Raw genomic sequence first — 25,668 nt, forward strand, 5'->3', positions numbered from 1 at the left:
TGCTATATGCTTGATATTCAAGATGATATGAATCAATACCTCGCATTTTCACACTATATCGATTGGAATGAACCGAGTGTGCAAAGAAAAGCCAAGGAACTAAAAGACTCCACTGAAGGCGAAATCGAACTGGCAAAAGCCGCCTACCATTTTGTTAGAGATGAGATCAAGCATTCATGGGATGTCCAAGACAAAAGAGTCACGGCAACAGCCTCAGACGCATTAAGGGAGGGCGTCGGTATTTGTTGGGCAAAATCTAATTTATTGGCCGCCCTATTAAGAGCAAATGGCATTCCTGCCGGAATATGCTATCAAAGGCTTACGTTAGGCAGTACGCCTGAAAGCGGATACTGCATCCATGCCTTGAATGCCATTTATCTGAGATCCATTGACCGATGGATTCGTGTAGATGCAAGAGGGAATAAAGAGGGTGTACAAGCAGACTTTTCTGTTGACGATGAACGTTTGGCTTTCCCCATTCGGAAAGAGTACGATGAGGTGGATTATAAAATTGTGTACGCTGAACCGTTACCACAGACAATGAATATTCTTGAAAATAGTACAGATGCGCTATATATGTATCTGCATTTGTTGCCCGAAAGAATTTGACAAATTTAGTTTTATCAGGGAGATATCGAAGCCAGCCGAGCCAGTCAACGGTCAAGATGAACGGCGCATTTCATGCGCCGCCATTGACGGTCCCGTCCGTTTTTGCCAAAGGGCAATCAAAACAGGAAAGTCCTAAAAATGAACCGCACCTCCAATCATCGAATCTGAATTTCTTCAGTCCAACAATCGGGGTACATTTCAAAAATGTCTTCCCGCCCATTTCAATTTTGGGAGAAGAACAGATTGTATTCAAGTCCGGCCTTATCGACGGTTGGATCGTTCGGTGTGTCGCCGAAGTCGTTTTCTTCGTCCGAACGCTGCTCAAGTATCGCTTGTCATTCGCGGGATATGGCTCGCAATGCGGATGCATTGAACCATCCGGGGGGTCTGTCCACGCCAGACAGCAGATACATAGTGACGCGTTGATGACACGGCGCTTCTGCTCGGAGACTGTCGAGAGGCTGTCGAAATAGGCGGCCTTGTTCCTCGCCGAACGCAGATACATGGGGTTCCTCGCAACAGTCAGTCTTTCCTACTCGTTTTGCGGAACGTCTAGGAAAGCAGCACCGACGGCAACGCGCCACAATGCCTGTTGTTGTTCGGTTTTCTCGGTGGTTTCGGCATTGCCGACGATTTTGGACCACGTGCCTCACATGAGTTTCGACACCACATCGTCATGGGTGATTTCATTTCGCGAAGTTTGCAGTGCTTGCTGAGCCAGATCTCGCGCTTTGTCGGCGGTCATACCCGGGTCCGTTGAATCTCATGGTGCCAACATGGTTCGTCTGCATCTGTTCTGGTGAAGTGGTCATGCTTCTGCCATCGACCATATGTGAGAATTTGTTTATCGCCGGCGCTTGCGGAAGAGGTCGCCGAAGGAACGCCCTCAGAGGCTTGGAAAATTCCTAACGCTGGCTCCTTGTCTTAGACGAAGTGGGGCTCACTGCCGTAAAACCAGCGACAGTTCTTGGCCTAGGCATAATTTGAATCGCCGCAGCTCTGGCATGGGCTGGTCGCTACTCGGTCGACGGATTAGAGTGATTGTTTCTGCTTTCGGACGTTGGCGTGATATTGCGAATTCATTGGCTAAGAAGCTGGACGCGCATGGGCTGGTGTCGTTCGGAGCGTAGGGGATTGCTTGTTCATCTGAACAGAATTATCGTGATTGATGGCGAATAATGACGCAGGTGGGTGACACGGACTGGACACAAGTCCCGACCTTAAACGATGATGACACAAATTTGTGTCACGGGACATGCCGTGGAAACGTTGAAATAGCAAGGATTACAAGGCCTGTTTGATCTGGTATACAAACTCAGCCATATAAATCTACAATCCTGTCTTATCGTTGCAATTCCAACGTTTTGCTGGACCTGATTCCGTAATGACGCAAATGAAGAATGGCACAATCGTCCACGAGGTGTCCCGGACGGCCCGTTTTGTGTCGTCCGCCGTTTGTTTTCCCGTGTCATCCCGGTGTCTGTCCACGCAAAAGCACCTTGTGGATTATCCCATATTCCATCGTCATGCCGCAACAGTGCGGTGGGATCTGATTCAACGGCATGCTCATAAAACATGAGATGGTAGCCATGGTTTTAGCATCGTCTGTTCGCCAGACTGGGCCAATGCTAACTGGGTGGGTCAGTAGTCGAAGTGTTCGAGCTCGGAAGTCAGATATGCCTGTGTCCAGTGATGTGGTTGCAGGTCGTCCAGCCGAAGGAACAGGATGCGTCCGTCGTTTGTGTTATCGGTAATGGCGCATCGAACGTCGTTTCCCCAATATCTCAGTCGCTCTTGGCAGATGCCGCATGGAGAAAGCACTATGAACGGGCTGTTTTCGTTGTCTCTCACCAAGCAGATGGTGTGGGTGATCCGCTGATTGCGTTTCATCGCTTCGCACATCGCGCCCGTCTCGATGCACAGTGATGCCGAGGCGTTTGGCGTCTCGATCGCCACGCTGGTTACGATTCGTGCGGGCGTATTGTCTCTGCATTCCAGTCGCATTGCTGCCGCTCCGCCCCATCCGGAGGGGAAGCGTTGTTTGATAAGTTCCGCAGCGCTTCGATAGAGTTCGTCTTCGATGAGCCGTTCCGTTTCGTCCCAGCGGGGGTGCAGTCCGACTCCGTCCTCGCGGTATGCGACGGGCTTCACGATGCATGCGGCGTCGCGATTGACTTTGAACTCGGGATAACCGTCCGCGCCGACCTTGATTCCGTCGTCCACTTTGGACAGCGGCACGGTGGCGGCATAATCGACCAGCGTCGCGTTGAGCAGGTCGTAGACGCTGCGTCCTTCGCGTGCCGCCGCCACTTCCGCGCGCTCAAAGGTCGCGTTGTCGAAAGTCAATGTAGCCATGTTAATCACCTCGCTTGCCTAGGAACTATGATACAAGTGCGATATATGGCAAATCAACGAGGGTGTTTGACATCTTGCTGGGAGCGAATAGATTACTCGTTGAGAGTTTCACAAAAAGGAGAATATTATGACAATCAGCAATCCCAGCCCGTTTCCACTTGGAGAACCCAACGACGGGTTCGCGCAATACTTCGACGGGCAGAGCTACCTAGCATCGGTGCTCGAATCGTCGGAGGTCTCGATTCACAATGTGACCTTCGAACCAGGATGCCGTAATCACTGGCATATCCATCATCACGGATCGCAAATTCTCATTGCCGTTGGAGGCCGTGGCTACTATCAACTCGAAAATGAAGCGCCAAAGGAGCTGAAGGCCGGACAGGCTGTACGCATTCCACCGGATACCAAACACTGGCATGGCGCGGCGCAGGGCGAATCATTCAGCCATCTGGCGTTCATGATGCCTGACGGCAGTGGCAAGCCAATCGACAACGAGTGGCTTGAGCCGGTGGATCCGGACGAATACGCATCCTTGCGTTGATTCCAGGGATGCTTATATCCAATGAGGTTCAGGCATCTCGTCTTTCAGACGCTTCGTCCAGACAATGGTTTTGTGGAATGAAATGACGGGCGGATGAACGTTCGCCGCATCGCTGCAGACCAATAGCGTCGGCATTGGTCTGGTCTTGGTTTTTTGAATGCATGACGGACTCATCGTAAAACAATCGTTGTCAGTGGAAGCCGCTATGCTCCTTCCATGCGTTTGATCGAGGTATGGTCGGGAGAACCGGAACGGACTTATGCGCTGTTCGATAAGTTCCCCGCGGATGAAAACGGATTCGAGAATCCTGCGTCCGGCATGGACAAGGCCGCTTTCAGGGAATATGTGCGCGATCTTGAAAACGAGGCCGCAGGCATCGGGCTCAAGCCCGGTTGGGTGCCGGCCACCAAATACATCCTTGTGAACGATCACGGCGAATATGTCGGCATCTTCAACCTTCGGCATGAACTCAATGATGCGTTGAAGGAAGGCGCGGGCCATATCGGATACGGCATCGCTCCCGAATGGCGTGGACGCGGATATGCCACCAAGGGATTGAGGTTGCTGCTCGTCAAGGCGCGTGATGAGTTTGGCATCACGGAGGCGTACCTTTCCGTGCATAAGAACAATCCCGCCTCGCTGGCGGTGCAGCGTCATCTCGGCGCCCGTATTGACCACGAATCGGACACTGAGTATTTCACGCGCATTGACACTTCGGCCGCCGTTTAAGTTACAGGACACGGTCTTTGCCGTAGTGCATCTTGCCGAGGCGCTGCACGTTGCGCCTCAGATGATCACGCCGTCACAGTGATCGATCTCATGCTGGATGATCTGCGCGGTAAAGCCAGTGAACGTGGCGTGGCGCTCGCAGAACTTGCGATCCACATATGAGACCTCAATGCGCTGGAAGCGGACCGTGTGGCGCTCGCCTTTGAGGGACAGGCAGCCTTCGGACGCGTCGTAGGCACCGTCCTGCGCGGTGATGCGAGGATTGAACATGACAGTGATACGGCCACCCAAATCCTCGTCCACGAATGCGATGATGCGTTTGGACATGCCGATCATATTGGCCGCCATGCCCACGCAGCCATTGCGATGCGCGTCAAGCGTGTCCTTCAAGTCCTGTGCCACGGCTAAATCCGCTTCGGTATTTTCAGCCTCGACGGACGGTTGGCTCAAAAATGGGATAGACGTCATGATTTCACGCTGCATATGATGTTTCCTCTCGCGGGTTCCTTTGGCTGGTCTGCCAACATTGTATGGCGTTATTGTGCGACGCCGTACGGCGATGGAACGGATGACCGGTTCGCGCCTATCCATTTACGGAATGTCTCGTGGCGATTTTGAAATGTGGAACCGCAATCGACGCAATATGCTTGGAACCATGGATGACATGCCTCAATATCGGAAATACATGACGCAGGCGCTGGAACTGGCCCATAAGGGAGCCGGTTGGGTGAATCCGAATCCGTTGGTCGGCACGGTGGTGGTCCGCGACGGCGAGATTCTCGCAGCCGGATACCACGACCGCTACCGCGGACCGCATGCGGAACGCATGGCCTTCGACTACGCCGACGAGCATGGTATCGACATGCATGGAGCCACGGTCATCGACACTCTCGAACCTTGCTGCCATGTCGGATCGCAGCCGGCATGCACCAATCTAATTCTTTCGCACGGCATAACGCGCGTCGTGGTCGGTTCGATCGATCCGAATCCCATCGTGGCCGGCAAAGGACTTCGCATTCTTGAGGAAACTGGTGTGGAAGTGGTATATGACGTGATGCGGGCGGAATGCGACGCCATCAATCGCCATTTCTTCCACTACATCACCACAGGAATGCCGTACATTGTGGACGGCAGAAAACATGCGGAGGAATCTGATGCCGAATACGCTGTACGTCGACGCGGGCTATATGACACGTATGCGGCGGTGTTGGGCATATGTCCGACTGGTGGCCGTGCGGGTGTCCCGGGTAATTCGAACGGTACGGAAGGGTCGGTGGGAAGTGCCGCACGCCTTCCGGGTCGGACGGATCGGCTGGATGTTTCGGATGGTGCCTTTGCCCATTTCGACGGGCCGGTCCAAGCTGTGGATGCTAACGAGGTGGTGGTCGGAAGGCACAAGCCATTGCATCTCGACATCCGTGCGCTCGCCGATATGGAACCCGACGAATGGCTGCGCGAACTCGGCCGCCGCAAAATCGATAGCCTTGTAGTCGATGATGATGACGTTTTCGAAATGCTGTCTTCGATCTGACGAAAAAGGTGATATGCCTATGCCGTGTTTTCAGTTTGAAATGTCCTATATGTGGCAGTTTTTGGCATTTCAGAAAAATGATTTCCGTTATATGTGGCAGTCTCCCAAGGAAAATCTCGTCTAGGGGGTACTGATTGGGGTCTTTTGAAGCTTGAAACCAGTCTGGTCTGCCACATATAGCGGTTTTGGTTTGTCCGGGGATGGCAAATCTGCCACATATAGTGGCTTTCAGATGAGAATCTTTCTGCTTCCATTGGCGAGAGACGTTATGCGGATGTGTATCCTTCCCGAGGGCATTCTTTGACAGAGCATGATGGGCGTGCTTAATCGTTGGCTCATCCGGTCGGCCACGCGTTGCGCGAGTGCCCGTTCCTCGAAGTCGTTCATAAGGTTTTCGGCGGTCACTTGAATGTATGCCCAACCGTCATCTTCTAAGGCTTCACGTCTCTTGCTGTCGGCGAGCCATTGGCCGGCATGATGTCTTCCGTCGTATTCGATGGCCACTTTTATATCTGGATAGGCCATATCCAAAAGCGCGATTTTCCCATTGTTCAGTCGAACCTTCCAGTTGACTTTCGGGCATGGTAGCCCATTGCGAATCAGAGCAATCCTGCAACGGCTTTCCTGCGAGGAATCCGTGCCTTCGCGCATGAGCTGTAACGCATGTTGCATTTTTCTGATTCCTCGGATGGGACGTTGTCTATTCGCATTCGCGTAGTTGCTGAAATCTTTGAGCCGTTCCAGATATTCATGGAAGTCGTCAATGCAGACTTGGGGAAAACGTTGGTTCCTTCTTAGCATTGAATCGCCAAGCGTTATCAGTTCTTCTTGGGGAAGCCGATTCGCGTGCATTGCCCATGTGGTTACTGGATCCGTATGGCGAATCTTGCCATAATGCGTAGCGGTTTCGATGATTGGTCCTGTCCACAGTTCAAATTGGACGTTTTGAAGATGCGTGCGTGCGTTGTTATCTGTGGCAAGGGCATGCAGAGAAGACAGCATTTGCTGATCGGGATACCTTGGCATCTCGGTTCTTTGCAGGCATAATGCCGTGCTGTGTGTAAACACTAGCTGCTTACCGGTTCGTTGCTGCGCCGCAAGGCATTGTTCGATGGTACGCGCACGCAGCTGCGCGAGACTCTCAGAATATTGTGCTCCATTGTCCATGGAGCAAGAATAAAGGGATTGGCCGGTTTCTGCCATCCGCATTCGAAAAACAGTGGATAAGTGGATAACCGAGGTTATGCGCGAAAAAAATGTGGATAAACAGTCGGCCGCCGGCATGCCTGATTGAGACGAACGTGCGCTACTGCGCTGCTGCGGGATACCATGGCACGGGTAGAACATCACGTTGAAATGAGGATGTATGGGCGAGCCGTGTGTGATTAAAAACGTGTGTTTCGTAGGTTCGGATAAGCCGGTCGACATTGCTGTCGGTCACGGGCGAATAGTTTCGGTGCGGCCTTCGGAAAGACCAACGGATGCTGCTTCGAAGATATGGGTGATTCCCGGATTGTGGGACTGCCACACGCATTTCACGCAGTGGTCGTACACATTGGGACGGCTCGATCTGATTGATGCACGCAGTGCCGGCGAAGCGCTCGACATGTTGCGTCGGCACTTGGAGGAGCGTCGTGAAAGCGGCGCACTCGATCCGAACCAATATGTGGTCGGCATGCGTTTCCGGCATTCCCTGTGGTCCGATGACGCCCAGCCGACCCTGGCCGCGATCGATGCGGTGGCGGGAGACCAGCCGGTGGCGCTGTCAAGTGCTGACATGCATTGCGGTTGGGTGAACTCTGCCGCCGCACGCAAGCTTGGCGTAGATGTGGACGAATCCGGACTCGTCGGCGAGCTTGAGTGGTTCGACGCCTACTGCAAGTTGGACAAAGGACCTGGTGCGGCCAATGAGCTAATGCATCTGTTGCGCAACGCCGAACACGACGCTGCGAGTAAAGGCGTGGTCGGCGTGCGCGACTATGAGATGGCGGAGAACATCGACACGTGGATTAGCCGATTTTCGCAAGGGCTTGATGGTCTGCGTGTCGAGGCTGGCATATATCCCGAGAGACTCCGGCAGGCCATCGACGACGGCTGGCACACCGGAGACGAATTGCCCGGAAGTCATGGTTTGGGTCACGTCGGCGCGATGAAGATGATCTCCGATGGCTCGCTCAACACCCGTTCCGCCTACTGTTCCATGCCATATTCGGGCATCAGACCGGAAACCTACGGCACATTGAGCTATGCCCCTGAGCAAATCGAGTCGTACATGCGACTCGCCGTCGAACATGGCTTCGACATCGCCTGTCATGCCATCGGCGATGAAGCGAACACCATTGTGCTTGATTGTGCCGAACGCACCCATGCGCATGGTTCCATTGAGCATGCCCAAATGCTCAAGGAGTGTGACATTCCGCGACTCGCGCAGCTGGGACTTGCCGCAAGCATCCAACCGCAGCACGCCATGGACGATCGTGACGTCATCGCGCGATTCTGGGGCACCCCCGCCGGAATCCCTTACGCATTCAATAGTCTGCATAAGGCGGGGACCAAACTGCTCATGGGGTCGGATGCGCCGGTCGCGCCGCTGGACCCATGGCTGGCCATCTCCGCGGCGGTATTCGGTACGGAAAGTTCCGACCGCGAGCCTTTTCAACCTGAGCAGTGCCTTGATTTTGAAACGGCGCTCGCTTCGTCCACCGCGGTCGGACGCGTGGCTTTGCGGGACGCAGATGTGGCCGATTTGGTGCTTCTGGACTGTGATCCGAGCATAATCGATTCTCCGGAGGCCATGCGTGCCATGCCCGAGCATGTGCTTGGCACTATGCTTGCCGGTCGCTGGACGTACCAACAGGCTGAATGAAAACCGTTATGTGTGGCAGATTCCACGGTGCTGGAAAAGTCAAAATCGCTATATGTGGCAGACCTGAGATTTCTTAACGGGATTTTTCTATAGATTTATACCCTCGAATGTAGTGTGAATCTGCCACATATAGCGCAAATCGGATTTTGAAGATGCCTTAATCTGCCACATATAAGGGATTTCAGATGATTGGTGTGCCCGTGCAAGATGAGTATGGCGTGCGGGTCCACTCGGATAGGAGGAAGACCGCACCTCTGAGTGGGAGATACGGTCTTCCTGATGTGATTTTGAGTGAGAATCACTGCACGGCGGCGAGTGACTGATCGAGATCAACGATGATGTCGTTGGTTGGATTCTGCAGTCGGGTGTAGAAGTATCCGGATTCGGATAGGTCGAGCAGTCGGCTCATCTGTTCGCTTGACTTGTATTTGAAGGTTGTCGCCTGAATGATCGGGGGTGTGTGGGGTTCACCGTTTTCAGGCTGGCAGCCTCCCTGCACGCAGATGGTGTTGACGTTTTCGCTCATGGTTTTCTTCTTTCGATTGGGCGCTTCATTGCGTAGCGCTGCGGTGCAGCAAACATGTTCGCCTTATCACTGAGTTGACAATTGGCTATTTTTCAATGGAAACGCCGAATAGTTCACTGAATTGACAAACTTAGGAAGTTGATTTTATTATGTACATCAAGACAGGCGGAAATCCGCTTGACGGGAAAATCAAGGTCTTACGAAAGTAAAAACCAATAGCAAAGGAGCAACCCATGGGTCTGTGGGATATTGAAAAGATTCCGTATGTCGGTCGTGAAAAGGGGCCGCAGGAGGGTCTGGCTTTCCATTACTACGATGCCGACAAGGTTGTTGCCGGCAAGAAGATGAAGGACTGGCTGCGTTTCGGCGTCGCTTGGTGGCACACTTTCGATCAGGAGCTGGTCGATCCGTTCGGTACTGGCACCGCCCAGCGTCCGTGGTACGGAAAGTACTCCAATGCTGAGGATGAGGCCTTGGCCAAGGTCGACTACGCCTTCGAGTTCTTCCAGAAGCTCGGCGTCGAGTACTTCTGCTTCCATGATCGCGATATCGCTCCGGAAGGCGATACCCTGCGCGAGACCGACAAGAATCTGGACAAGGTCGTCGACAAGATCGAAGAGAACATGAAGTCCACCGGCATCAAGCTGCTGTGGAACACCTCCTCCCTGTTCACCAACCCGCGCTTCGTTTCCGGTGCTTCCACCTCCCCGTTCGCCGACATCTACGCTTACGCCGGTGGTCAGCTGAAGCACTCCCTGGAGATCGCCAAGCGCCTAGGTGCTGAGAACTACGTGTTCTGGGGCGGACGTGAAGGCTACGAGAACCTGTGGAACACGCAGCTGAAGCGCGAACAGGAGCACATGGCCAAGTTCTTCCACATGTGCCACGAGTATGCTCAGGAGATCGGCTTGGACGCTCAGTTCCTGATCGAGCCGAAGGCCAAAGAACCGACGATGCACCAGTATGACTTCGATGCATCCACCGCCATCGCCTTCCTGAAGACCTATGACATCGACTTCATGAAGCTGAACCTTGAAGGCAACCATGCCAATCTGGCAGGCCACACCTACCAGCACGAGATTCGTACCGCTCGCGAGGCCGGCGTGCTCGGCTCCCTCGACGCCAACCAGGGCGACAAGCTCATCGGCTGGGATATGGATGAGTTCCCAACTGACCTGTACGAGACCTCCACCGTGATGTGGGAAGTTCTCGCCGCAGGTCAGATTGGCCCTCACGGTGGCCTGAACTTCGATGCCAAGCCGCGCCGTACCTCCTTCTATGCCGAGGATCTGTTCCGCTCCCACATCGCAGGTATGGATGCATTCGCCGCAGGCCTTCTGGTTGCTGCCAAGATGCACGAAGACAAGTTCATCGAGAATCTGCAGGCCGAGCGTTACAGCTCCTACGATTCCGGCATCGGCGCAACCATCGAGAACGGCACCGCAAGCCTGGCTTCCCTCGAAGAGTACGCTCTGGACATCCCGCAGTCCAAGCTCATCGAGGCCACCAAGTCCGATCACCTCGAGTCCGTCAAGGCCACGATCAACAACTACATGATCGAAGCTCTGGCCGAGGCCTGATCTCGCGATAGCAGCCTGACCCAGCTGCAAATCGGGTCATAGTACGAGCCGGGGCGCACTCCGTCCCGGCTCGCCTTTTCAGCATCATTCTTTCCTCCTTATCTTTCCTTCCGATTCCTTGCGTGAGCTGTCCGTTGACTGCGTTGTCTGCGGGCGGCTTTCGTATGCTCGAAAATATGGGATAGATAAGGAGGATTTTGCATAAGACGAGGTATGAGCGTTCACGAAGAGATAATACTGAGCATAAGAGGTCACGCCTGTTGATGCCCTCTAACCGATATCTTCATCTCGCGATTCGTAAATTAATAAGAAAGAAGGAATCGTGAGGTCAGATAAAGAGGATTGTGCGACAAAATGAAGAAATCGTGCGGCAAAATGGCTGAATTGTGAGGCTGGGTAATGCGGCTGTAGGACTAACACAACAGGAATATGCGATTAGTGCTGAAGGAGTGGCACATGATCATATGCAGAATACCCCCGAGTTTCTTGGTTTTTATCCATGGTATGATACAGAGAACAAATATGAAGGGGTATTGAATCATATGGGAGCTTTCGCTTCAAATATATTGAAATACGTATCGTGCGCAGTGTTGGTTGGGATGATGGCGGTCTGCGCGGTTTTGCCGTTCGAGGCTTATGCGGATACCTATTCGGATTTGGTTGCGGCGCAGAATTCCCATGCCAGTAGTGTGCAGCGGGAGCAGGTGCTTCGTGAGCAGTTGAAAGGTGTCCAATCCGATTTGCTCGAACAGGTCGTTGAGCTCGACAAACTGACGAATACTCAGATTCCGGTAGCTCAAGAGAAGGCTGCTGCAGCTAATGATGCTGCGGCTCAGGCTCAAAGCGAAGCTGATGCCGCTGCGGACAGGCTTGATGCCGCGCGTAAGGATGAGCAGGATCTCAAAGAGAAAATAGCTCAAACTGGTGCGGATTATGACGATTCACATGCTGCCGTGGCATCAATGGCGCGTGAATCGTTGCATGGCTCGAATACCGCGGATGCGATGGCTGTTGTTACGGGTGCGAAAAGCACGAAGGAATTTGTGTCCGCCATGCAGACGCGAGACGCTTTGGCGCGAACCGAGGCGAATGCCGCCGCTGCGGATGCTGATGATCTGAATGTGTCCATGAATCGTGGCGAGCGTCTGAAGGCCATCGAACAACGCATCGCCAAACTCAAGTCTGATGCCGATACTAAAGCTGCAGCTGCGCTGTCTGCCGCGTCGGAAGCGCAGGATGTTAGAGATTCCTTGGACGCATTGCGTGTGCAAGGCGAGAATCGTCGTGCGGAATTGGAAAGCAAGCAGGATCAGCTGCAATCCGATGCGGCGAAACAGGCCGTGCAAACGGTGCTTCTTCAATCAAAAATCGATGATGCCAACAGACAGTACGCACAGCAACAGGCGGATGCGGCTGGCAGTGCCAATCCCGGTCAGTCCGCTCCGCAGCCTGCAAAACCGGGTAATTCCGCTTCTTCGGGAAATATGACTCCGCAGCAGCCTTCGAATCCAGTTCAGCCGTCTCAGCCGTCCCAGCCAAGTGTGTCCACTACTGGTCAGGGCACGCATAACGGAGATTACGGGAACATGTATCCGGCCGGCCAATGCACATGGTATGCGTACAATCGTCGTGCGGAAATGGGCATCGGCACGCCGTCTTACTTGCATAACGGAGGGGAATGGTATCTGACTGCGCCGGCATATGGTTTGAGAGTCGATCATAACCCTCAAGTCGGATCGGCGATCTCTTTCCTCCCCGGGCAAGACGGTGCCGATGGCTCATATGGTCATGTCGCCGTCGTCGAAGCAGTGTATGGAGACGGCACGTTCCTGATTTCGGAAATGAATTGGGGAGGTCCGTTTCTAATGCACTCGAGAGTGTTGGTGAATAGGGGCCAGTACTGGTTTGTGCACTGAATGGTGTTTCTGAGGATTCTGATTTTAATGCAAATGGGTGCCGTCACGGTTTGGCTGTGATGGCACCCATTTTTATGTTGGATTGTGCGCGGATTCACGATGGCTGATTGATTAGCCGCGTGCTTTTACGTAGGCCTCGTACACGGCTTCGGTCGGTTCGCCGGTTTCCACGCCGTCGATGGTGAGCTGCCATGCGGGCGGTTCCGTTTCGCCGGACAGCACCCAGGCGGCCTGGCGGGCGGCGCCGATGGCAACATACTCGTCGGTGGTCGGGCGGGTCACGTCCATGCCGAACGCGCTCGGCGCGAGCGTGCGGATTGCTTTGGACTTTGCGCCGCCGCCGATAAGTAGAATGCGGGAAATCTCAGCGCCAAGCGAACGAATAAGCTCTAGGCAGTCGCGCTGGGAGCACAGCAAGCCCTCGACGAACGCGCGGGCCATGTTCTCGCGTGTGGTGTTGGCCAGCGTCATGCCGGAAAGGGTTGCGGTGGCGTCCGGACGGTTCGGAGTGCGCTCGCCGTCGAAATACGGCACTAGCGTAATGCCGCCGGCACCCGGTTCGGAAGCAAACGCCAGCTGGGCGAGTTCCTCATAGTCCACGCCGAGGGCCGCGCGACCGGCGTCGAGAATACGCGAACCGTTGATGGTGCAGGCGAGCGGCAGGTAGTGGCCGGTGCAATCGGCGAAACCGGACACTGCACCGGTCAGATCGTAGGTCGGATTTTCGGAAATGGCTGCGGCCACGCCGGAAGTGCCCAATGAAACGGAAACGTCGCCCACGCTCATGCCAAGTCCGAAGGACGCCATGGCGTTGTCGCCTCCGCCCGGTGCGATGATGCAACCGCCCTCAACGTTCTTGCCGGCGATTTCCGGGCTTGCCTTGACTGCGGCGGAATCGTGCGGTCCGAGCACGGTCGGCAGCATGATTGCGTTGACGTGCTCGCGTGCCGCTTCGGTACCTTCCGCTGGCTCAAGCACCATGGCGATCAGATCGCGGCGGTATTCGTTGGAAGCGGCATCGTAATAGATGGTGCCGGAAGCGTCGGAACGGTCGGTGAACAGCGCTTCCAAGTGTGCGTCCTCTCCTTCCGCGACCGGGCCGTAGCCGGCGATACGCCAGCTCAGCCAATCGTGCGGCAGGCAGATCGCGGCAATTTTCTTAGCGTTTTCCGGTTCGTTTTCAGCCACCCACGCCACCTTGGTCAGCGTGAAGGAAGCAACGGGGGAGGAACCAACGGCCTTGACCCAACGCTGCTTACCACGTGCAATCACATCTTCCGGTTCGCCTTCTTCGGCGGGAGCCTCGCCCATCTTTTCGATGAGGGCCGCGGCTTGTGGCGCCGAGCTTACGTCGTTCCATAGCATGGCGTCGCGAATCACGTTGCCTTGCTGGTCGAGAATCACCATGCCGTGCTGCTGACCGCCAACGGCCAGTGCCTCAACATCGTCAAGTCCGCCGGCCTGCTGGGCTGCCTCAAGGAACGCGTCCCACCAGAATTTCGGGTCGATAGACGTGCCATTGAGGTGTTTGGCCTGGCCAAAACGCACCATTTCACCGGTTTCGGCGTTGGTCACGCGCACTTTGCAGGACTGGGTCGAGGTGTCGACGCCGGCCACGAGAGTTCGAGTCATTGTGTCTCCTTGCGGTGAGCTGGCGCAACGAAGTGCAAGGAAGTTGCACCGTCCGCCACCCCATTTAGTTAGATGAATGAACTATAATGTCTAGTGTACCATCATAAAGTGATTTGACTATAGAGACGGTGCGCTTTTCCCGCGAAGACGCGTCGAGAAGGAGGGAACCATGGCTTCACTGCGGAGTATCAATCAAGACGATTTACGAAACCATAATCTTTCCGTGGTGCTCGATTCGCTGTTGCGTGCCACCGAGCCGATGAGTCGCGCTGATCTCGCCAAGAAAACCGGCTTGACCAAAGCCGCCATGTCGGTGCTGGTGTCGTTGATGCTCGACAATGAGATTCTGATGGAGGGCGCGCCATCCGGCCAGTCGCTGTATGGGCGACCTAGCATTCCGCTTGAAATCAAGTCTGGTCGCCTGTGCGGCATGGGATTACAGGCCAACACCGACGGCTACGGCGTGGTGGTGCTCGATCTCGACGGTTCCGTTGTGGGGGAGCAATGGGTTGACGCCGACATGGCCAATGCCGATGAACAGGAGATTTTCGCCCGTCTCGACGAACTGGCTTTGCGGCAGGAAGATGCTCTTGCGAGGAAGGGTTATGTGCTTGCCGGTACCGGTTTGGCATTGCCGGGTCTCGTCACCGATGATTTGCGATTGCTGGGCGCACGCAATCTCGGTTGGGAACGTTTGGATCTCAAACAGTTCAATGTGGTCAAACGACTTGATCCTGTTGCCTGCAATGAGGCCAATGCCGCTGCATTGGCGCAGGTTCCTGGATATGCCACGCAGCGTGAAGGTTCGGGGCAGATCAAGCCGACAGATTCGTTCATCTACATGTCGACCGATGTGGGCATCGGCGGTGCGGTGATCCGTGAGGGACGTGTGGTGAGCGGCGATCACGGTTTTGGCGGCGAATTGGGACATGTTTCCGTCGACATGCGTGGTCCCATCTGCCGTTGCGGCCGTCGCGGCTGCCTTGAAGTGTATGCGGGCAGGCGTTCCATGGTGAGTGCGGCCGGAATCGCCAGCAGCGATGCCGCCGCGACCCGCAGTGCCATCGACGAACTGATCGACCGTTGGCACCAGCGCGACGCGCAAACCGTGGCCGTTGTTGAAAAAGCGTTGGAAGCCATATCTTCCGTAATCGCATCAACCATCAATGTCTGCGACGTTGACGTGGTGATGCTCGGCGGTTTATGGGCGCGTTTCGAGCCTGAACTAATCCGCAGAATCGAACGCATGGTACGCCCGCAAGTGCTGGCATATCCGGAAGTCGAGGCGAGCGTGCTCGTGGCCGATGTCATCGACCGTCCAGCCTTGATGGGTGCGGCCGAGATCGGCTTGCGACGCTTCATCGACAACCCGTTGCGTTTCATGGAGCAAAACTAGTCCACCCATTTGCTAAACTTACCGAGTTGGCATGTTCGCATGTTGCAACGTGGGGCGTTAGCTCAGTCGGTTAGAGCATCGGACTCATAATCCGCCGGTCCACGGTTCAAGCCCGTGACGCCCCACTCTTTTGTAAAGTCAAGGCTTCTGATACAATCCGAAAGGTTATCCGGTTCACGCGATGCCATAGGGGCGTTGCGACCCGGGTCCCCCGAATCTCTAGGAGACAAACTATGAAGCAGGGTATCCATCCTGATTATCACGCAGTGCAGGTTACCTGCTCTTGCGGCAACACCTTCGTCACCCGTTCCACCTACAACGGCGATCACATGACCGTCGACGTGTGCTCCAACTGCCACCCGTTCTACACCGGCAAGCAGAAGATCCTCGACACCGGTGGCCGCGTGGCACGCTTCGAGAAGCGTTACGGCAAGAAGGCCAAGTGAGTCTTATTGCTTAGGCAATGAAAAACGCCAGTCCGATTGTGGGCTGGCGTTTTTCATTATGCAACGGATACGCATGCGCTGGCGTGCATGCGATTGGGATATTCGTAAGATGCGTGGGATACCTGCGAAATACCGCGCTTCGGCAACGTTTCCAAGGCACCTTATATGATGGATAGGTTGAGTGGAGTTCAGCGAAGCGTTCACGCTGAAGCGCAGATTTATAAGCAGATAGAAAAGGCGTACATTGGCAGACGAGCAGTTCCCCGCGGCAGTTACCGCACTTGAGGAATATCACAATATCGAACAGCAGATGGCCGAGCCGGAAGTCGCGTCGGATCCGGATAAGATGCGTAAGCTGGGACGTCGTCACGCCGAGTTGGGCGTTATCGTTTCCGCATACACCGCATACAAGCAGGTGAAAGACGATCTGGAGGCAGCCAAGGAAATGGCTTCCGAAGATCCGGATTTCGCGGAAGAGGCGAAACGTTTGGAAAGCGAGCTTCCAGCGGCGGAGGAAAAGCTGCGTACCGCGTTGATTCCGCGCGATCCCGATGATGCGCGTGACACGATCATGGAAATCAAGGCGGGTACCGGCGGTGAGGAAGCGGCGCTGTTCGCGGGTGATTTGCTGCGCATGTACATGCGATATGCGGAAAAGCGCGGTTGGGCCGTCACTCTGCAAAGCGAAAACACCACCGAGCTGGGTGGCGTCAAAGACGTGCAGCTTGCCATTCGCGCCAAGGGCACTCCCGCGCCGGAAGACGGTGTATGGGCGTCCCTCAAGTATGAGGGTGGCGTGCATCGTGTGCAGCGTATTCCCGTCACCGAATCGCAGGGTCGCATCCAAACTTCCGCGGCCGGCGTCATCGTGTTCCCGGAAGCCGACGAAGACGATGATGAGATTGAAATCGATCAGAAGGATCTGAAAATCGACATCTTCATGAGCTCCGGCCCGGGCGGCCAGTCCGTGAACACCACATATTCCGCCGTTCGTATGACCCACATTCCGACCGGCATCGTGGTGAGCATGCAGGATGAGAAGAGCCAGATTCAGAATCGTGCGGCCGCACTGCGCGTATTGAAGAGCCGCCTGCTCGCCATGAAGCACGAGGAGGAAGCCGCACAGGCCGCAGACATGCGTCACTCCCAGGTGCGCTCGCTGGATCGTTCCGAACGAATCCGCACCTACAATTTCCCGGAGAACCGTATCGTCGATCATCGTACGAACTACAAGGCGTACAACCTTGACGCCGTGCTTGATGGCGATCTGCAGGCCGTCATCGATTCCGACATTCAGGCGGATGAGGCCGATCGTCTCGCCAACCAGAAGTAAGGCGTGGTGTGGCTACGGTATTCGAAACGGTGCGTTCCTCCGCGGCCATATTGAGCGCGGCGGGCGTCGACACTCCGGAACATGACGTCAAACTGCTGCTCGCCGAAGCCTTCCACGTCGATTTGAGGGACGTGGACAAGGCCATGCTTATGGGAGACGATGTCGAGCATCTGAACAGTGCCTTGACGTCCGTTTCTCCAGAATCGGACATTCATAATGCACCTGAAGGCATGTGCGTGTCCGATTCATCAGAATCGGGCGTTTGGACGAATGCGAAAACCACTGGGAATACTGTCGCGGCGGCCATGGAACGGTTCCATTCCATGGTGGATCGTCGATCCAAACGTGAGCCATTGCAACACATCACCGGCCATGCGCCGTTCCGCTATCTCGATCTGAAAGTCGGACCGGGCGTGTTCATTCCGCGTCCTGAAACCGAGTTGGTGGTGCAGGAAGGCATCGAATGGACCACCCGGCATGGCATGTACCGTGCTAAAGTGGTCGATTTATGCGCCGGTAGCGGTGCGATCGGACTTGCTTTCGCCACGGAAGTGCCGGGCAGCGAAGTCTGGGCCGTCGAAAAAAGCGAACGGACCGCGCAGTGGACGCGCCGCAATCTTGACGAAACCACGAAACGGTATCCGGCGATCGCAGGTAATTATCATCTGGAAATCGCCGACGCCACGCAGATGCCGACACTGAACCAGCTTGATGGCACAATCGACATCGTGCTTACCAATCCTCCGTATGTGCCGCTTTTCGACATTCCCGTACAGCCAGAAGTACGCGATTACGATCCCGATCTGGCGCTGTACGGCGGTTCCGCGGATGGTACGCTCATTCCGGAGCGCATCATCTCACGCGCTTCGAAACTGCTCAAGCCAGGCGGGCTCATGGTAATGGAACACGATGTCACGCAGGGGGAGCGGCTTGCCGCTTTCGCACGTACTTGCGATTTCGTCGATGTCGTCGTGCACAACGATTACACCGGTCGTCCACGTTATCTGACGGCAGAAAAGCAAGAAATCGTATAATACAAGACGTTTCACGGCATGCCGGTGAAGATATAGCCGGAAGTTGAGTCTCACTATAAGAACATTTTATGCATGACGTTGTCCGTCGGGCTATAAAGAACAATCGGAATGCACATAAAGAACGGACGGCAGCCATAAGCGGCCGTTGCGGTTCCGCGCACGGGATTGAGATGAACATGAATGGCTTTCATGGTGCGCGTTGAGAGGAATGTGCGGCATTTTCAAGAAAAGAGGAAGAACGGAATGAACGTCAAGTTCTCCGCCAAGTGCGTTGCCGTGATCGCGGCAGGCGCAATGTCAATGTCCCTCGCTGCCTGCTCCGGCGGCAGCATGGACGATTCCAGCAGCTCCAATGGTAGCGCGGCCAACAGCGATACCATCACGCTGGGATCCATCACCACCAACTCCGGCACCGCCGCCGCATACGGCGAGGCCGAAGTCGCCGGCTTCAAGCTGGCAGTGGACGAGATCAACGCCAAGGGCGGTATCAACGGCAAGAAGGTCAAGCTCGAGTCCATGGACGATAAGGGCGACGCCACCGAAGCCTCTAACGCCTTCAACAAGCTCGCCGGCGACGACAGCGTGCTCGGCGTGCTTGGTCCGACCATCTCCTCCACCACCGCGGCAGTGGCTCCGCTGGCCGACCAGGCCAAGCTGCCGGCCATCGCTCCGGCCGCCACCTCCGACTCCATCGAGACCGGTGGCTACATGTTCCGCACCTGCTTCAAGGATTCCTATCAGGGTGAGATCGCGGCCAAGTTCGCAGCCGAGACCCTGAAGGTCAAGAAGGTCGCCGTGCTGTACGGCACCGGCGACCCGTACTCCTCCGGCGTGGGCAAGGCTTTCGCCGATGCCGCCAAGAAGGCCGGCCTTGAGGTTGTGGCAGAGGAGAATTCCTCCAGCGCCGACGACACCGAGTACTCCTCCCAGCTGCAGAAGATCCAGGCCGCTGGCGCCGAGTTCCTGTACGCTCCGTACTATTACTCCGTTGCCGGTCCGTACATCATCCCGCAGGCCCGTTCCGTCGGCTACGATGGTTATGTGATGGGTCCTGACGGCTACGATGGCTTGAAGATGACCGACGATAAGTCGCTGTACAACAAGGTGCTCTACACCACCCATTATTCTCCAGACGACACCTCCAACGCCAAGGTGCAGGACTTCATCAAGTCCTACAAGAAGGCCAACAAGAACGCCGATCCAAACACCTTCACCGCACTGGGCTATGACTCCGTGTACATGATGGCTCAGGCGATCGAGAAGGCCGGCAAGAACGCCACCCGCGAGTCTGTGCGCAACGCCATCTCCGGTATGAGCTTCGAAGGCGTGACCGGCAACTTCACGCTCGACAAGAAGGGCTCCCCGAAGAAGTCCGTCATCGTCCTTGAGCTCAAGGACGGCAAGCCTCAGTACAAGACCACCATCCAGCCGTCCAAGTGATTTCCATCTGCTTGAAGGCAAGGTTTTTGAAAGCCTGAGCATATAAGAGGAGGGGACCGGGAAACCGGTTCTCTCCCTTTCGCGTATCAAGGCGTTTTTATCCATATTCGTCGGGTTCGAGAGCCTGACGGCAGACATTTTTTTGAAAGGAGGAATGATGGGCGATCAGATCATCATGTTCATCAGCCAGATCTTCAATGGTTTGAAGATTGGTAGCGTGTACTCGCTTGTGGCACTTGGCTACACCATGGTGTACGGCATCATTCGTTTGATCAACTTCGCGCACGGCGATTTCATCATGGTTGGCTCCTATGTGCTGATGCTTACCATTCCGGCAATCGTCGCGTTCGGCCTGCCCGCATGGGTGGCCGTCATTCCCGCGATCCTCATGTGCGTGGCGGTGGGCGTCATCGTGGAGAGGGCCGCATATAAGCCGGTGCGTGAGAAGGGCAACAGCATGACGGCCCTCATCACCGCAATCGCCATGAGCCTGTTGCTGGAGAATGGCTCCCAAGCCATCTTCGGCGCCGATTACCAGACTGTGCCAACGATCATCCAGATTCCGACGCTGTCGCTCGGCAAGCTGAAAATCGACGGCGCGACCATCATCACCATCGTGCTCGGCGTCATCATCATGGTCGCGCTGCAGCTGTTCGTCTCCCACACCAAGCAGGGCAAGGCCATGCGTGCGGTTTCCGAAGATAAGGAAGCGTCGATTCTGATGGGTATCAACGTGAACTCCACCATCACGCTGACCTTCGCCATCGGTTCCGGTCTGGCTGCGGTGGCGGCGCTTATGTACTGCATTTCCTATCCGCAGGTGTCTCCGATGATGGGTGCGATGCTGGGCCTGAAGGCATTCGTCGCGGCCGTGCTCGGCGGCATCGGCTCCATTCCGGGTGCCATGGTCGGCGGTCTGGTGATCGGCGTGGTCGAAAGCCTGACCAAGGCGTATATCGGCACCATCACCGGCGGTGTGATCACGTCCGCGTTCTCCGACGCCATCGTGTTCGGTATCCTCATCATCGTGCTCCTGGTCAAGCCGTCCGGCCTGATGGGCGAACCGGAAACAGAGAAGGTGTGATCCCATGAAGAAATCTATGCTTTCCACCAAACAGTCCTATCTGATGTGCGCGATCGGCGTGGTCGTACTGTTCGGCATCCTGATGGGCGTGTGCGAATCCGGCATGGCCAGCGCCTATATCAAAGGCATTATGATGACCAGCTGCATCGCCATCATCATGACCACTTCGCTGAACCTCACTATCGGCGTGCTCGGACAACTCACGTTGGGCTGCTGCGGTTTCGAGGCGATCGGCGCGTATTCCGCCGCTTTGCTGAGCAAGCTGCTCGTCGCCAATGGCATTGCTATGGATCCGACTTTGCGATTCCTGCTTACCACCCTCGTCGGTGGTGTAATCGCCTGCATTTTCGGCATTCTGGTCGGCATCCCTGCATTGCGTCTGCATGGTGATTACCTCGCCATCATCACGCTTGGCTTCGGTGAGATCATCCGCGTGATCATCCAGAACCTGAAGGTCGCCGGCGGCATGGGTCTCGACAAGGGCGCCGCAGGACAGGCGTTGATCGGCATCGACCGTCTCGCCAACCTGTATGTCGTGTTCTGGATCACCGTCGTCACCGTGGTGCTGTTGTTCATGTTCGCCCGTTCCCGTTACGGACGTGCCGTCAAGGCCATCCGCGACGACGAGATCGCAGCCAGCGCATCCGGCATCAACATTACTTACATGAAGGTGCTCGTATTTGCGATTTCCGCGTTCTTCGCAGGTATCGCCGGTGGCATCTTCGCACAGTACATCGGTTCGTTGAATCCGTCCATGGCAGGATGGCTGCAGTCAATCAACTACGTGATCATGGTGGTGTTCGGCGGTATGGGATCGCTGACCGGTTCCATCGTCTCCGCCATCGGTCTGACGATTCTTCCGGAATTGCTGCGCGCCTTCTCCACCTACCGTATGCTCGTGTACTCGGTGGCGCTGGTACTCATCATGATCTTCCGACCGCAAGGCATCTTCGGCAACTGGGAATTCTCCCTGACCAAGACCATCAACAAGCTGTTCTACCCGATGAAGTTCAAGGCACACGGCAAGCCGAAGCAGGCCGAAACCGTTAAAAAGGTCAAAGCGTCCAAGGAATCTGGCAAGAACGCGAAGAAGACGGCTGAAAAGGCCGAAACCGCTGAAAAGGTTGCTGAGACGGTCACCACTACCAAGGAGGCGAAGGCATGAGCGAGCCCATCCTCAAGGCCGAGCATCTCGGCATCACCTTCGGAGGCTTGAAGGCCGTATCCGACTTCAACATGACCATCAACTCCGGTGAGCTCATCGGTCTGATCGGACCGAACGGCGCAGGCAAGACCACTGTGTTCAACCTGCTGACCGGCGTATACCAGCCTACGGAAGGCGAGTTCTTCCTGGACGGCGAACGCATGAACGGTAAGAAGACGTACCAGGTGGTGCGTGCCGGAATCGCCAGAACCTTCCAGAACATTCGTCTGTTCGGTCAGATGACGGTGGAAGAGAACGTGTTGGTCGCGTTCAACGAATCGTTCAGCTACCACATGGGCGGCGCGATTTTCCGTACGCCGAAATTCTGGAAGCAGGAACGCGAGATGCACGCCAAAGCCATCGACCTGCTCAAGATCTTCGGATTGGAAGGTCTGGCGGAAACCGAAGCCGCGAATCTGCCGTACGGCGCCCAGCGCAAGCTGGAAATCGCACGCGCCCTCGCCACCGGCATGAAGCTGCTTCTGCTCGACGAACCGGCCGCAGGCATGAATCCAACGGAAACCGAGGATCTGCTTAACTGCATCAACACCATCCGCGACCGTTTCGGCATCGCCATCCTGCTGATCGAACATGACATGAGCTTGGTGATGAACGTCTGCCAGCGCATCCAGGTGCTCGACTACGGACGCACCATCGCAGCCGGCACGCCGGATGAGATTGCCAACAATCCGCAGGTCATTTCCGCATACCTTGGTTCCGATGACGAAGATGACGAAAGCGAGGAGGAAGCCTGATGCTGGAAGTCAAGAACCTTTCCGTTTCGTACGGTGCCATCGAAGCCGTTAAGGGCATCAGTTTCACCGTGAAGGATGGAGAGATCGTGTCCTTGATCGGTGCGAACGGCGCGGGCAAAACCACCACGCTGCACACCATCACCGGTCTGGTGCCGGCTAAATCCGGTTCCGTGATGTACAACGGCGTGGACTTGCTGAAAACCCACAGCAACAAGATCGTGACCCTCGGCATGGCTCACATTCCCGAAGGCCGTCACGTCTTTACGCGCATGAGCGTTGAGGAGAACCTCGAAATGGGCGCGTTCAGCCTGAAGGACCAGTCGAGCCTCAAGAAGGACCTTGACATGGTCTACGGTCTGTTCCCGCGTCTGAAGGAACGTCGCAACCAGAAAGCCGGCACACTGTCCGGTGGCGAGCAGCAAATGCTCGCGATGGGACGCGCGCTGATGAGCCATCCGAAAACGATCCTCATGGACGAACCGTCCATGGGTCTGTCCCCGAAGCTCGTCAAGGAGATCTTCTCCATCATCCGCAAACTGCACGAGCAGGGCATCACGATTCTGTTGGTCGAGCAGAACGCCAAGATGGCGCTGTCGATCGCAGACCGCGCGTACGTGCTGGAAACCGGCCGTATTACGATGGAAGGCGACGCCAAAGAGCTGTTGAACAACGAGCAGGTGCGCAAGGCGTATCTGGGCGCATAAGGTCAGTTTCAACGCAGTTGAAGAATCCTGCCTTACAATGGTGGGGTCAGCAAGCCGAAAAGGGAGGTGTCATGAGCGAGATTCGCGCTATTTCAGACGAATCCCTTGCCCAGGCTGTCGAAATCGTACGTGACGGCGGATTGATTGTGATTCCTACGGACACGGTCTACGGCGTTGCGTGCGATCCGCGCAACATTGAGGCGATCCGCAAGGTGTTCGCGGCAAAGCAACGCCCGAAATATAAGGCGTTGCAAGTGTTGTTGCCGTCTATTGAAAGCCTGGAGAAGCTGCATTTGGATTTGCCGGTGCCGCTGAACCGCCTGTCCGCCATGTTCATGCCGGGTGCGTTTTCTCCGATTGCTGTGGCGGGCGACAACTGTACGCTTGCCACGGTGCGTACGGATCCCGCCACAGGAAAGGCCACGCAAGGCGTCCGTATTCCGAATTCTGCGGCCGCATTGCGTGTTTTGCGTGCGACCGGTCCGTTGGCCGCCACCAGCGCCAACCGTTCCGGCGATGAAAGCGCGCAAACCGTTGACGAGGCCGTTCAGGCGCTCGGTGATGCGGTGGATCTGTATTTGGATGGGGGAGCGACCCCTGGCCATGTGGCTTCCACAGTGGTGGCGGCCGACCCGCATGGGCGTGACGGCATTGCGATTCTTCGAGAGGGAGTGATTCGCGAACCGGTTATCCGAAAGGCCTTGACGTTGAATGGCGGTGCTTTGGGCGTATGAGAATCTATCTGTTCATTGCTGCGATTGCCGGTGGTGTCACCTATCTGATTACGCCGCTGATTCGTCATATCGCCATTGAGATTGGTGCGGTCGGCGAAGTGCGCGCACGTGACGTGCACACCATTCCGACCCCGCGACTGGGCGGTTTGGGCATGTTGATCGGCTTCACTGTGTCGATGCTGTTCGCATCCCGCATTCCGTTCATTCAGGGATTGTTCGCGCAATCGCAGCAGGCGTGGGTGATTCTCTCCGGTGCCGTTATGATCAGTCTGCTGGGCATGGCCGATGATTTGTGGGATCTTGATTGGATGCTCAAGCTTGCCGGCCAGCTGCTGATTTCCGTGTTTGTGGCATGGGGCGGCTTGCAGATCATTTCGCTTCCGCTTGGTTCGTTGGTGACGGCATCGCCGAGCCTGTCGATGGCCATCACCGCGTTTTTGGTTGTCGCGTCCATTAACGCGGTCAATTTCGTGGACGGTCTGGATGGCTTGTCGTCGGGCATTGTGGCGATTGGCGGTATCGCGTTCGCCATTTATTCGTATATCATCGCCCGCAATTCGCCTTCATACGCTTCGATGGCAACGCTAATCGACATTGCCATGGTTGGCATGTGCGTGGGCTTTCTGCTGCATAACTGGCATCCGGCGAAACTGTTCATGGGGGACTCCGGTTCCATGCTGCTTGGTTATCTGATCACCTGCGCTTCGATTGTGATGACCGGTCGCCTTGATCCCGCCAGCATTCATGCCAGCATCTATCTGCCGGTGTTCATGCCAATTCTGCTGCCGATTCTGGTATTGTTCCTGCCGATTCTCGACATGTGTCTTGCGATTGTGCGGCGATTGCGTAAGGGGCAGTCGCCAATGCATCCGGACCGTATGCACCTGCATCATCGCATGTTGCGTATCGGGCATTCCGTGCAGGGTGCTGTGCTGATTCTGTGGGGGTGGGCCGCGCTGATCGCCTTCGGCTCGATTATGACGCTATTTTTCAAGGCACAGTATGTGCTTATCGGATTTCTGATTGCGGCTGTGGCATTGACCGTTGCCACCATGCATCCGTATTTAAAGCATAGAATTCCTGAGATACTGGAAGAGGATGCTGCGGACGGCAGCAGGCACGCCGCGTTGCGGTCATCGAAGTACGGCAAAAAATGATTAAACGCTTTGCCTAGCGGCATTGGTTGACTTTCATGACACTCTTGTTTACCGCTGATTTTGCCGTGTCGCGTTAAGTCAGCCCGCGTTCATATA

The 25,668-nt window shown here is 55.6% G+C and carries 22 protein-coding genes, 1 tRNA gene and 1 pseudogene; 19 read left to right on the forward strand and 5 right to left on the reverse strand.

Translation table 11 applies throughout. The annotated features are described in order from the left end of the window. The first annotated feature begins 6 nt into the window (after nucleotides 1-6). Complete coding sequence (locus AH68_RS02315) at nucleotides 7-609, forward strand: transglutaminase-like domain-containing protein (protein WP_039197295.1); 603 nt, start codon at nucleotides 7-9, stop codon at nucleotides 607-609. Between the two features lie 1,641 nt (nucleotides 610-2,250). Here AH68_RS02315 and AH68_RS02325 read toward each other — a convergent pair. Continuing rightward, nucleotides 2,251-2,964: a cytidine deaminase gene (locus AH68_RS02325; RefSeq protein WP_081995853.1), complete on the reverse strand. Its 714-nt coding sequence runs from the start codon at nucleotides 2,962-2,964 to the stop codon at nucleotides 2,251-2,253. A gap of 127 nt (nucleotides 2,965-3,091) precedes the next feature. Between AH68_RS02325 and AH68_RS02330 the strand changes: the two genes are divergently transcribed. Together AH68_RS02330 and AH68_RS02335 are read left to right on the forward strand one after the other, a co-directional pair. Further along, entirely contained in the window at nucleotides 3,092-3,505 is a 414-nt protein-coding gene (locus AH68_RS02330; RefSeq protein ID WP_039197300.1) for a cupin domain-containing protein, read from the forward strand. Between the two features lie 216 nt (nucleotides 3,506-3,721). Continuing rightward, entirely contained in the window at nucleotides 3,722-4,234 is a 513-nt protein-coding gene (locus tag AH68_RS02335; RefSeq protein WP_039197302.1) for a GNAT family N-acetyltransferase, read from the forward strand. Between the two features lie 57 nt (nucleotides 4,235-4,291). Here the strand turns inward: AH68_RS02335 and AH68_RS02340 are convergent, their stop codons facing one another. Beyond that, the gene (locus AH68_RS02340) at nucleotides 4,292-4,717 is read right to left on the reverse strand and encodes a peptide deformylase (RefSeq protein ID WP_039197304.1); all 426 of its coding nucleotides are present in this window, start codon (nucleotides 4,715-4,717) and stop codon (nucleotides 4,292-4,294) included. A gap of 172 nt (nucleotides 4,718-4,889) precedes the next feature. Here AH68_RS02340 and AH68_RS02345 point away from each other — a divergent pair, with 172 nt between their 5' ends. Continuing rightward, a complete protein-coding gene (locus AH68_RS02345) occupies nucleotides 4,890-5,765 on the forward strand; it encodes a bifunctional diaminohydroxyphosphoribosylaminopyrimidine deaminase/5-amino-6-(5-phosphoribosylamino)uracil reductase RibD (protein ID WP_236682433.1) in 876 nt (291 codons plus the stop codon). Between the two features lie 228 nt (nucleotides 5,766-5,993). On the opposite strand, the gene AH68_RS02350 is transcribed toward AH68_RS02345, so the two are convergent. Beyond that, a complete protein-coding gene (locus AH68_RS02350) occupies nucleotides 5,994-6,968 on the reverse strand; it encodes a DUF559 domain-containing protein (protein WP_236682434.1) in 975 nt (324 codons plus the stop codon). Between the two features lie 163 nt (nucleotides 6,969-7,131). Between AH68_RS02350 and AH68_RS02355 the strand changes: the two genes are divergently transcribed. Further along, entirely contained in the window at nucleotides 7,132-8,631 is a 1,500-nt protein-coding gene (locus AH68_RS02355) for an amidohydrolase (protein WP_039197309.1), read from the forward strand. Between the two features lie 334 nt (nucleotides 8,632-8,965). Here AH68_RS02355 and AH68_RS02360 read toward each other — a convergent pair. Continuing rightward, nucleotides 8,966-9,157, reverse strand: a pseudogene (locus tag AH68_RS02360) (PLP-dependent transferase); the annotation flags it as partial. A 233-nt stretch (nucleotides 9,158-9,390) separates the two neighbouring features. On the opposite strand from AH68_RS02360, the gene xylA reads away from it, so the two are divergent. Together xylA and AH68_RS02370 are read left to right on the forward strand one after the other, a co-directional pair. Further along, on the forward strand, nucleotides 9,391-10,737 hold the full coding sequence (gene xylA, locus AH68_RS02365) for a xylose isomerase (protein WP_039197314.1): 1,347 nt from the start codon (nucleotides 9,391-9,393) through the stop codon (nucleotides 10,735-10,737). Between the two features lie 599 nt (nucleotides 10,738-11,336). Further along, a complete protein-coding gene (locus AH68_RS02370) occupies nucleotides 11,337-12,653 on the forward strand; it encodes a CHAP domain-containing protein (protein WP_144245748.1) in 1,317 nt (438 codons plus the stop codon). A gap of 111 nt (nucleotides 12,654-12,764) precedes the next feature. On the opposite strand, the gene AH68_RS02375 is transcribed toward AH68_RS02370, so the two are convergent. After that, entirely contained in the window at nucleotides 12,765-14,285 is a 1,521-nt protein-coding gene (locus AH68_RS02375) for a xylulokinase (RefSeq protein ID WP_039197316.1), read from the reverse strand. Between the two features lie 169 nt (nucleotides 14,286-14,454). Between AH68_RS02375 and AH68_RS02380 the strand changes: the two genes are divergently transcribed. The 12 genes from AH68_RS02380 (at nucleotide 14,455) to AH68_RS02435 (ending at nucleotide 25,572) form a co-directional block, all read left to right on the forward strand. Beyond that, nucleotides 14,455-15,681: an ROK family protein gene (locus AH68_RS02380; protein WP_039197318.1), complete on the forward strand. Its 1,227-nt coding sequence runs from the start codon at nucleotides 14,455-14,457 to the stop codon at nucleotides 15,679-15,681. Between the two features lie 51 nt (nucleotides 15,682-15,732). Next, nucleotides 15,733-15,806: transfer RNA gene (locus tag AH68_RS02385), tRNA-Ile, on the forward strand. Nucleotides 15,807-15,914: 108 nt separating this feature from the next. Beyond that, nucleotides 15,915-16,127, forward strand: coding sequence for a 50S ribosomal protein L31 (rpmE, locus tag AH68_RS02390; protein WP_003808371.1), 213 nt, complete (start codon nucleotides 15,915-15,917; stop codon nucleotides 16,125-16,127). A 244-nt stretch (nucleotides 16,128-16,371) separates the two neighbouring features. Continuing rightward, nucleotides 16,372-17,460: a peptide chain release factor 1 gene (gene prfA / locus AH68_RS02395; protein ID WP_039197322.1), complete on the forward strand. Its 1,089-nt coding sequence runs from the start codon at nucleotides 16,372-16,374 to the stop codon at nucleotides 17,458-17,460. Between the two features lie 8 nt (nucleotides 17,461-17,468). Continuing rightward, a complete protein-coding gene (gene prmC / locus AH68_RS02400; protein WP_039197324.1) occupies nucleotides 17,469-18,494 on the forward strand; it encodes a peptide chain release factor N(5)-glutamine methyltransferase in 1,026 nt (341 codons plus the stop codon). Nucleotides 18,495-18,737: 243 nt separating this feature from the next. Then, nucleotides 18,738-19,934 carry an ABC transporter substrate-binding protein gene (locus AH68_RS02405; RefSeq protein WP_039197326.1) on the forward strand — a complete coding sequence of 399 codons (1,197 nt, stop codon included), beginning with the start codon at nucleotides 18,738-18,740 and terminating at the stop codon, nucleotides 19,932-19,934. A gap of 157 nt (nucleotides 19,935-20,091) precedes the next feature. Further along, nucleotides 20,092-21,018 carry a branched-chain amino acid ABC transporter permease gene (locus AH68_RS02410; protein WP_144245749.1) on the forward strand — a complete coding sequence of 309 codons (927 nt, stop codon included), beginning with the start codon at nucleotides 20,092-20,094 and terminating at the stop codon, nucleotides 21,016-21,018. Between the two features lie 4 nt (nucleotides 21,019-21,022). Continuing rightward, nucleotides 21,023-22,183: a branched-chain amino acid ABC transporter permease gene (locus AH68_RS02415; RefSeq protein ID WP_039197330.1), complete on the forward strand. Its 1,161-nt coding sequence runs from the start codon at nucleotides 21,023-21,025 to the stop codon at nucleotides 22,181-22,183. Further along, complete coding sequence (locus AH68_RS02420; protein WP_039197332.1) at nucleotides 22,180-22,977, forward strand: ABC transporter ATP-binding protein; 798 nt, start codon at nucleotides 22,180-22,182, stop codon at nucleotides 22,975-22,977. Before AH68_RS02415 ends, AH68_RS02420 begins: the two co-directional genes overlap by 4 nt. Further along, nucleotides 22,977-23,681, forward strand: a complete 705-nt coding sequence (locus AH68_RS02425; protein WP_039197334.1) for an ABC transporter ATP-binding protein — start codon at nucleotides 22,977-22,979, stop codon at nucleotides 23,679-23,681. Before AH68_RS02420 ends, AH68_RS02425 begins: the two co-directional genes overlap by 1 nt. Before the next feature lie 71 nt (nucleotides 23,682-23,752). Next, on the forward strand, nucleotides 23,753-24,415 hold the full coding sequence (locus tag AH68_RS02430) for an L-threonylcarbamoyladenylate synthase (RefSeq protein WP_039197336.1): 663 nt from the start codon (nucleotides 23,753-23,755) through the stop codon (nucleotides 24,413-24,415). Next, complete coding sequence (locus AH68_RS02435) at nucleotides 24,412-25,572, forward strand: MraY family glycosyltransferase (RefSeq protein ID WP_039197338.1); 1,161 nt, start codon at nucleotides 24,412-24,414, stop codon at nucleotides 25,570-25,572. Before AH68_RS02430 ends, AH68_RS02435 begins: the two co-directional genes overlap by 4 nt. Nucleotides 25,573-25,668 lie beyond the last annotated feature (96 nt).

It is taken from the genome of Bifidobacterium catenulatum PV20-2, from assembly GCF_000800455.1.
GTDB classification, from domain to species: domain Bacteria; phylum Actinomycetota; class Actinomycetes; order Actinomycetales; family Bifidobacteriaceae; genus Bifidobacterium; species Bifidobacterium kashiwanohense_A.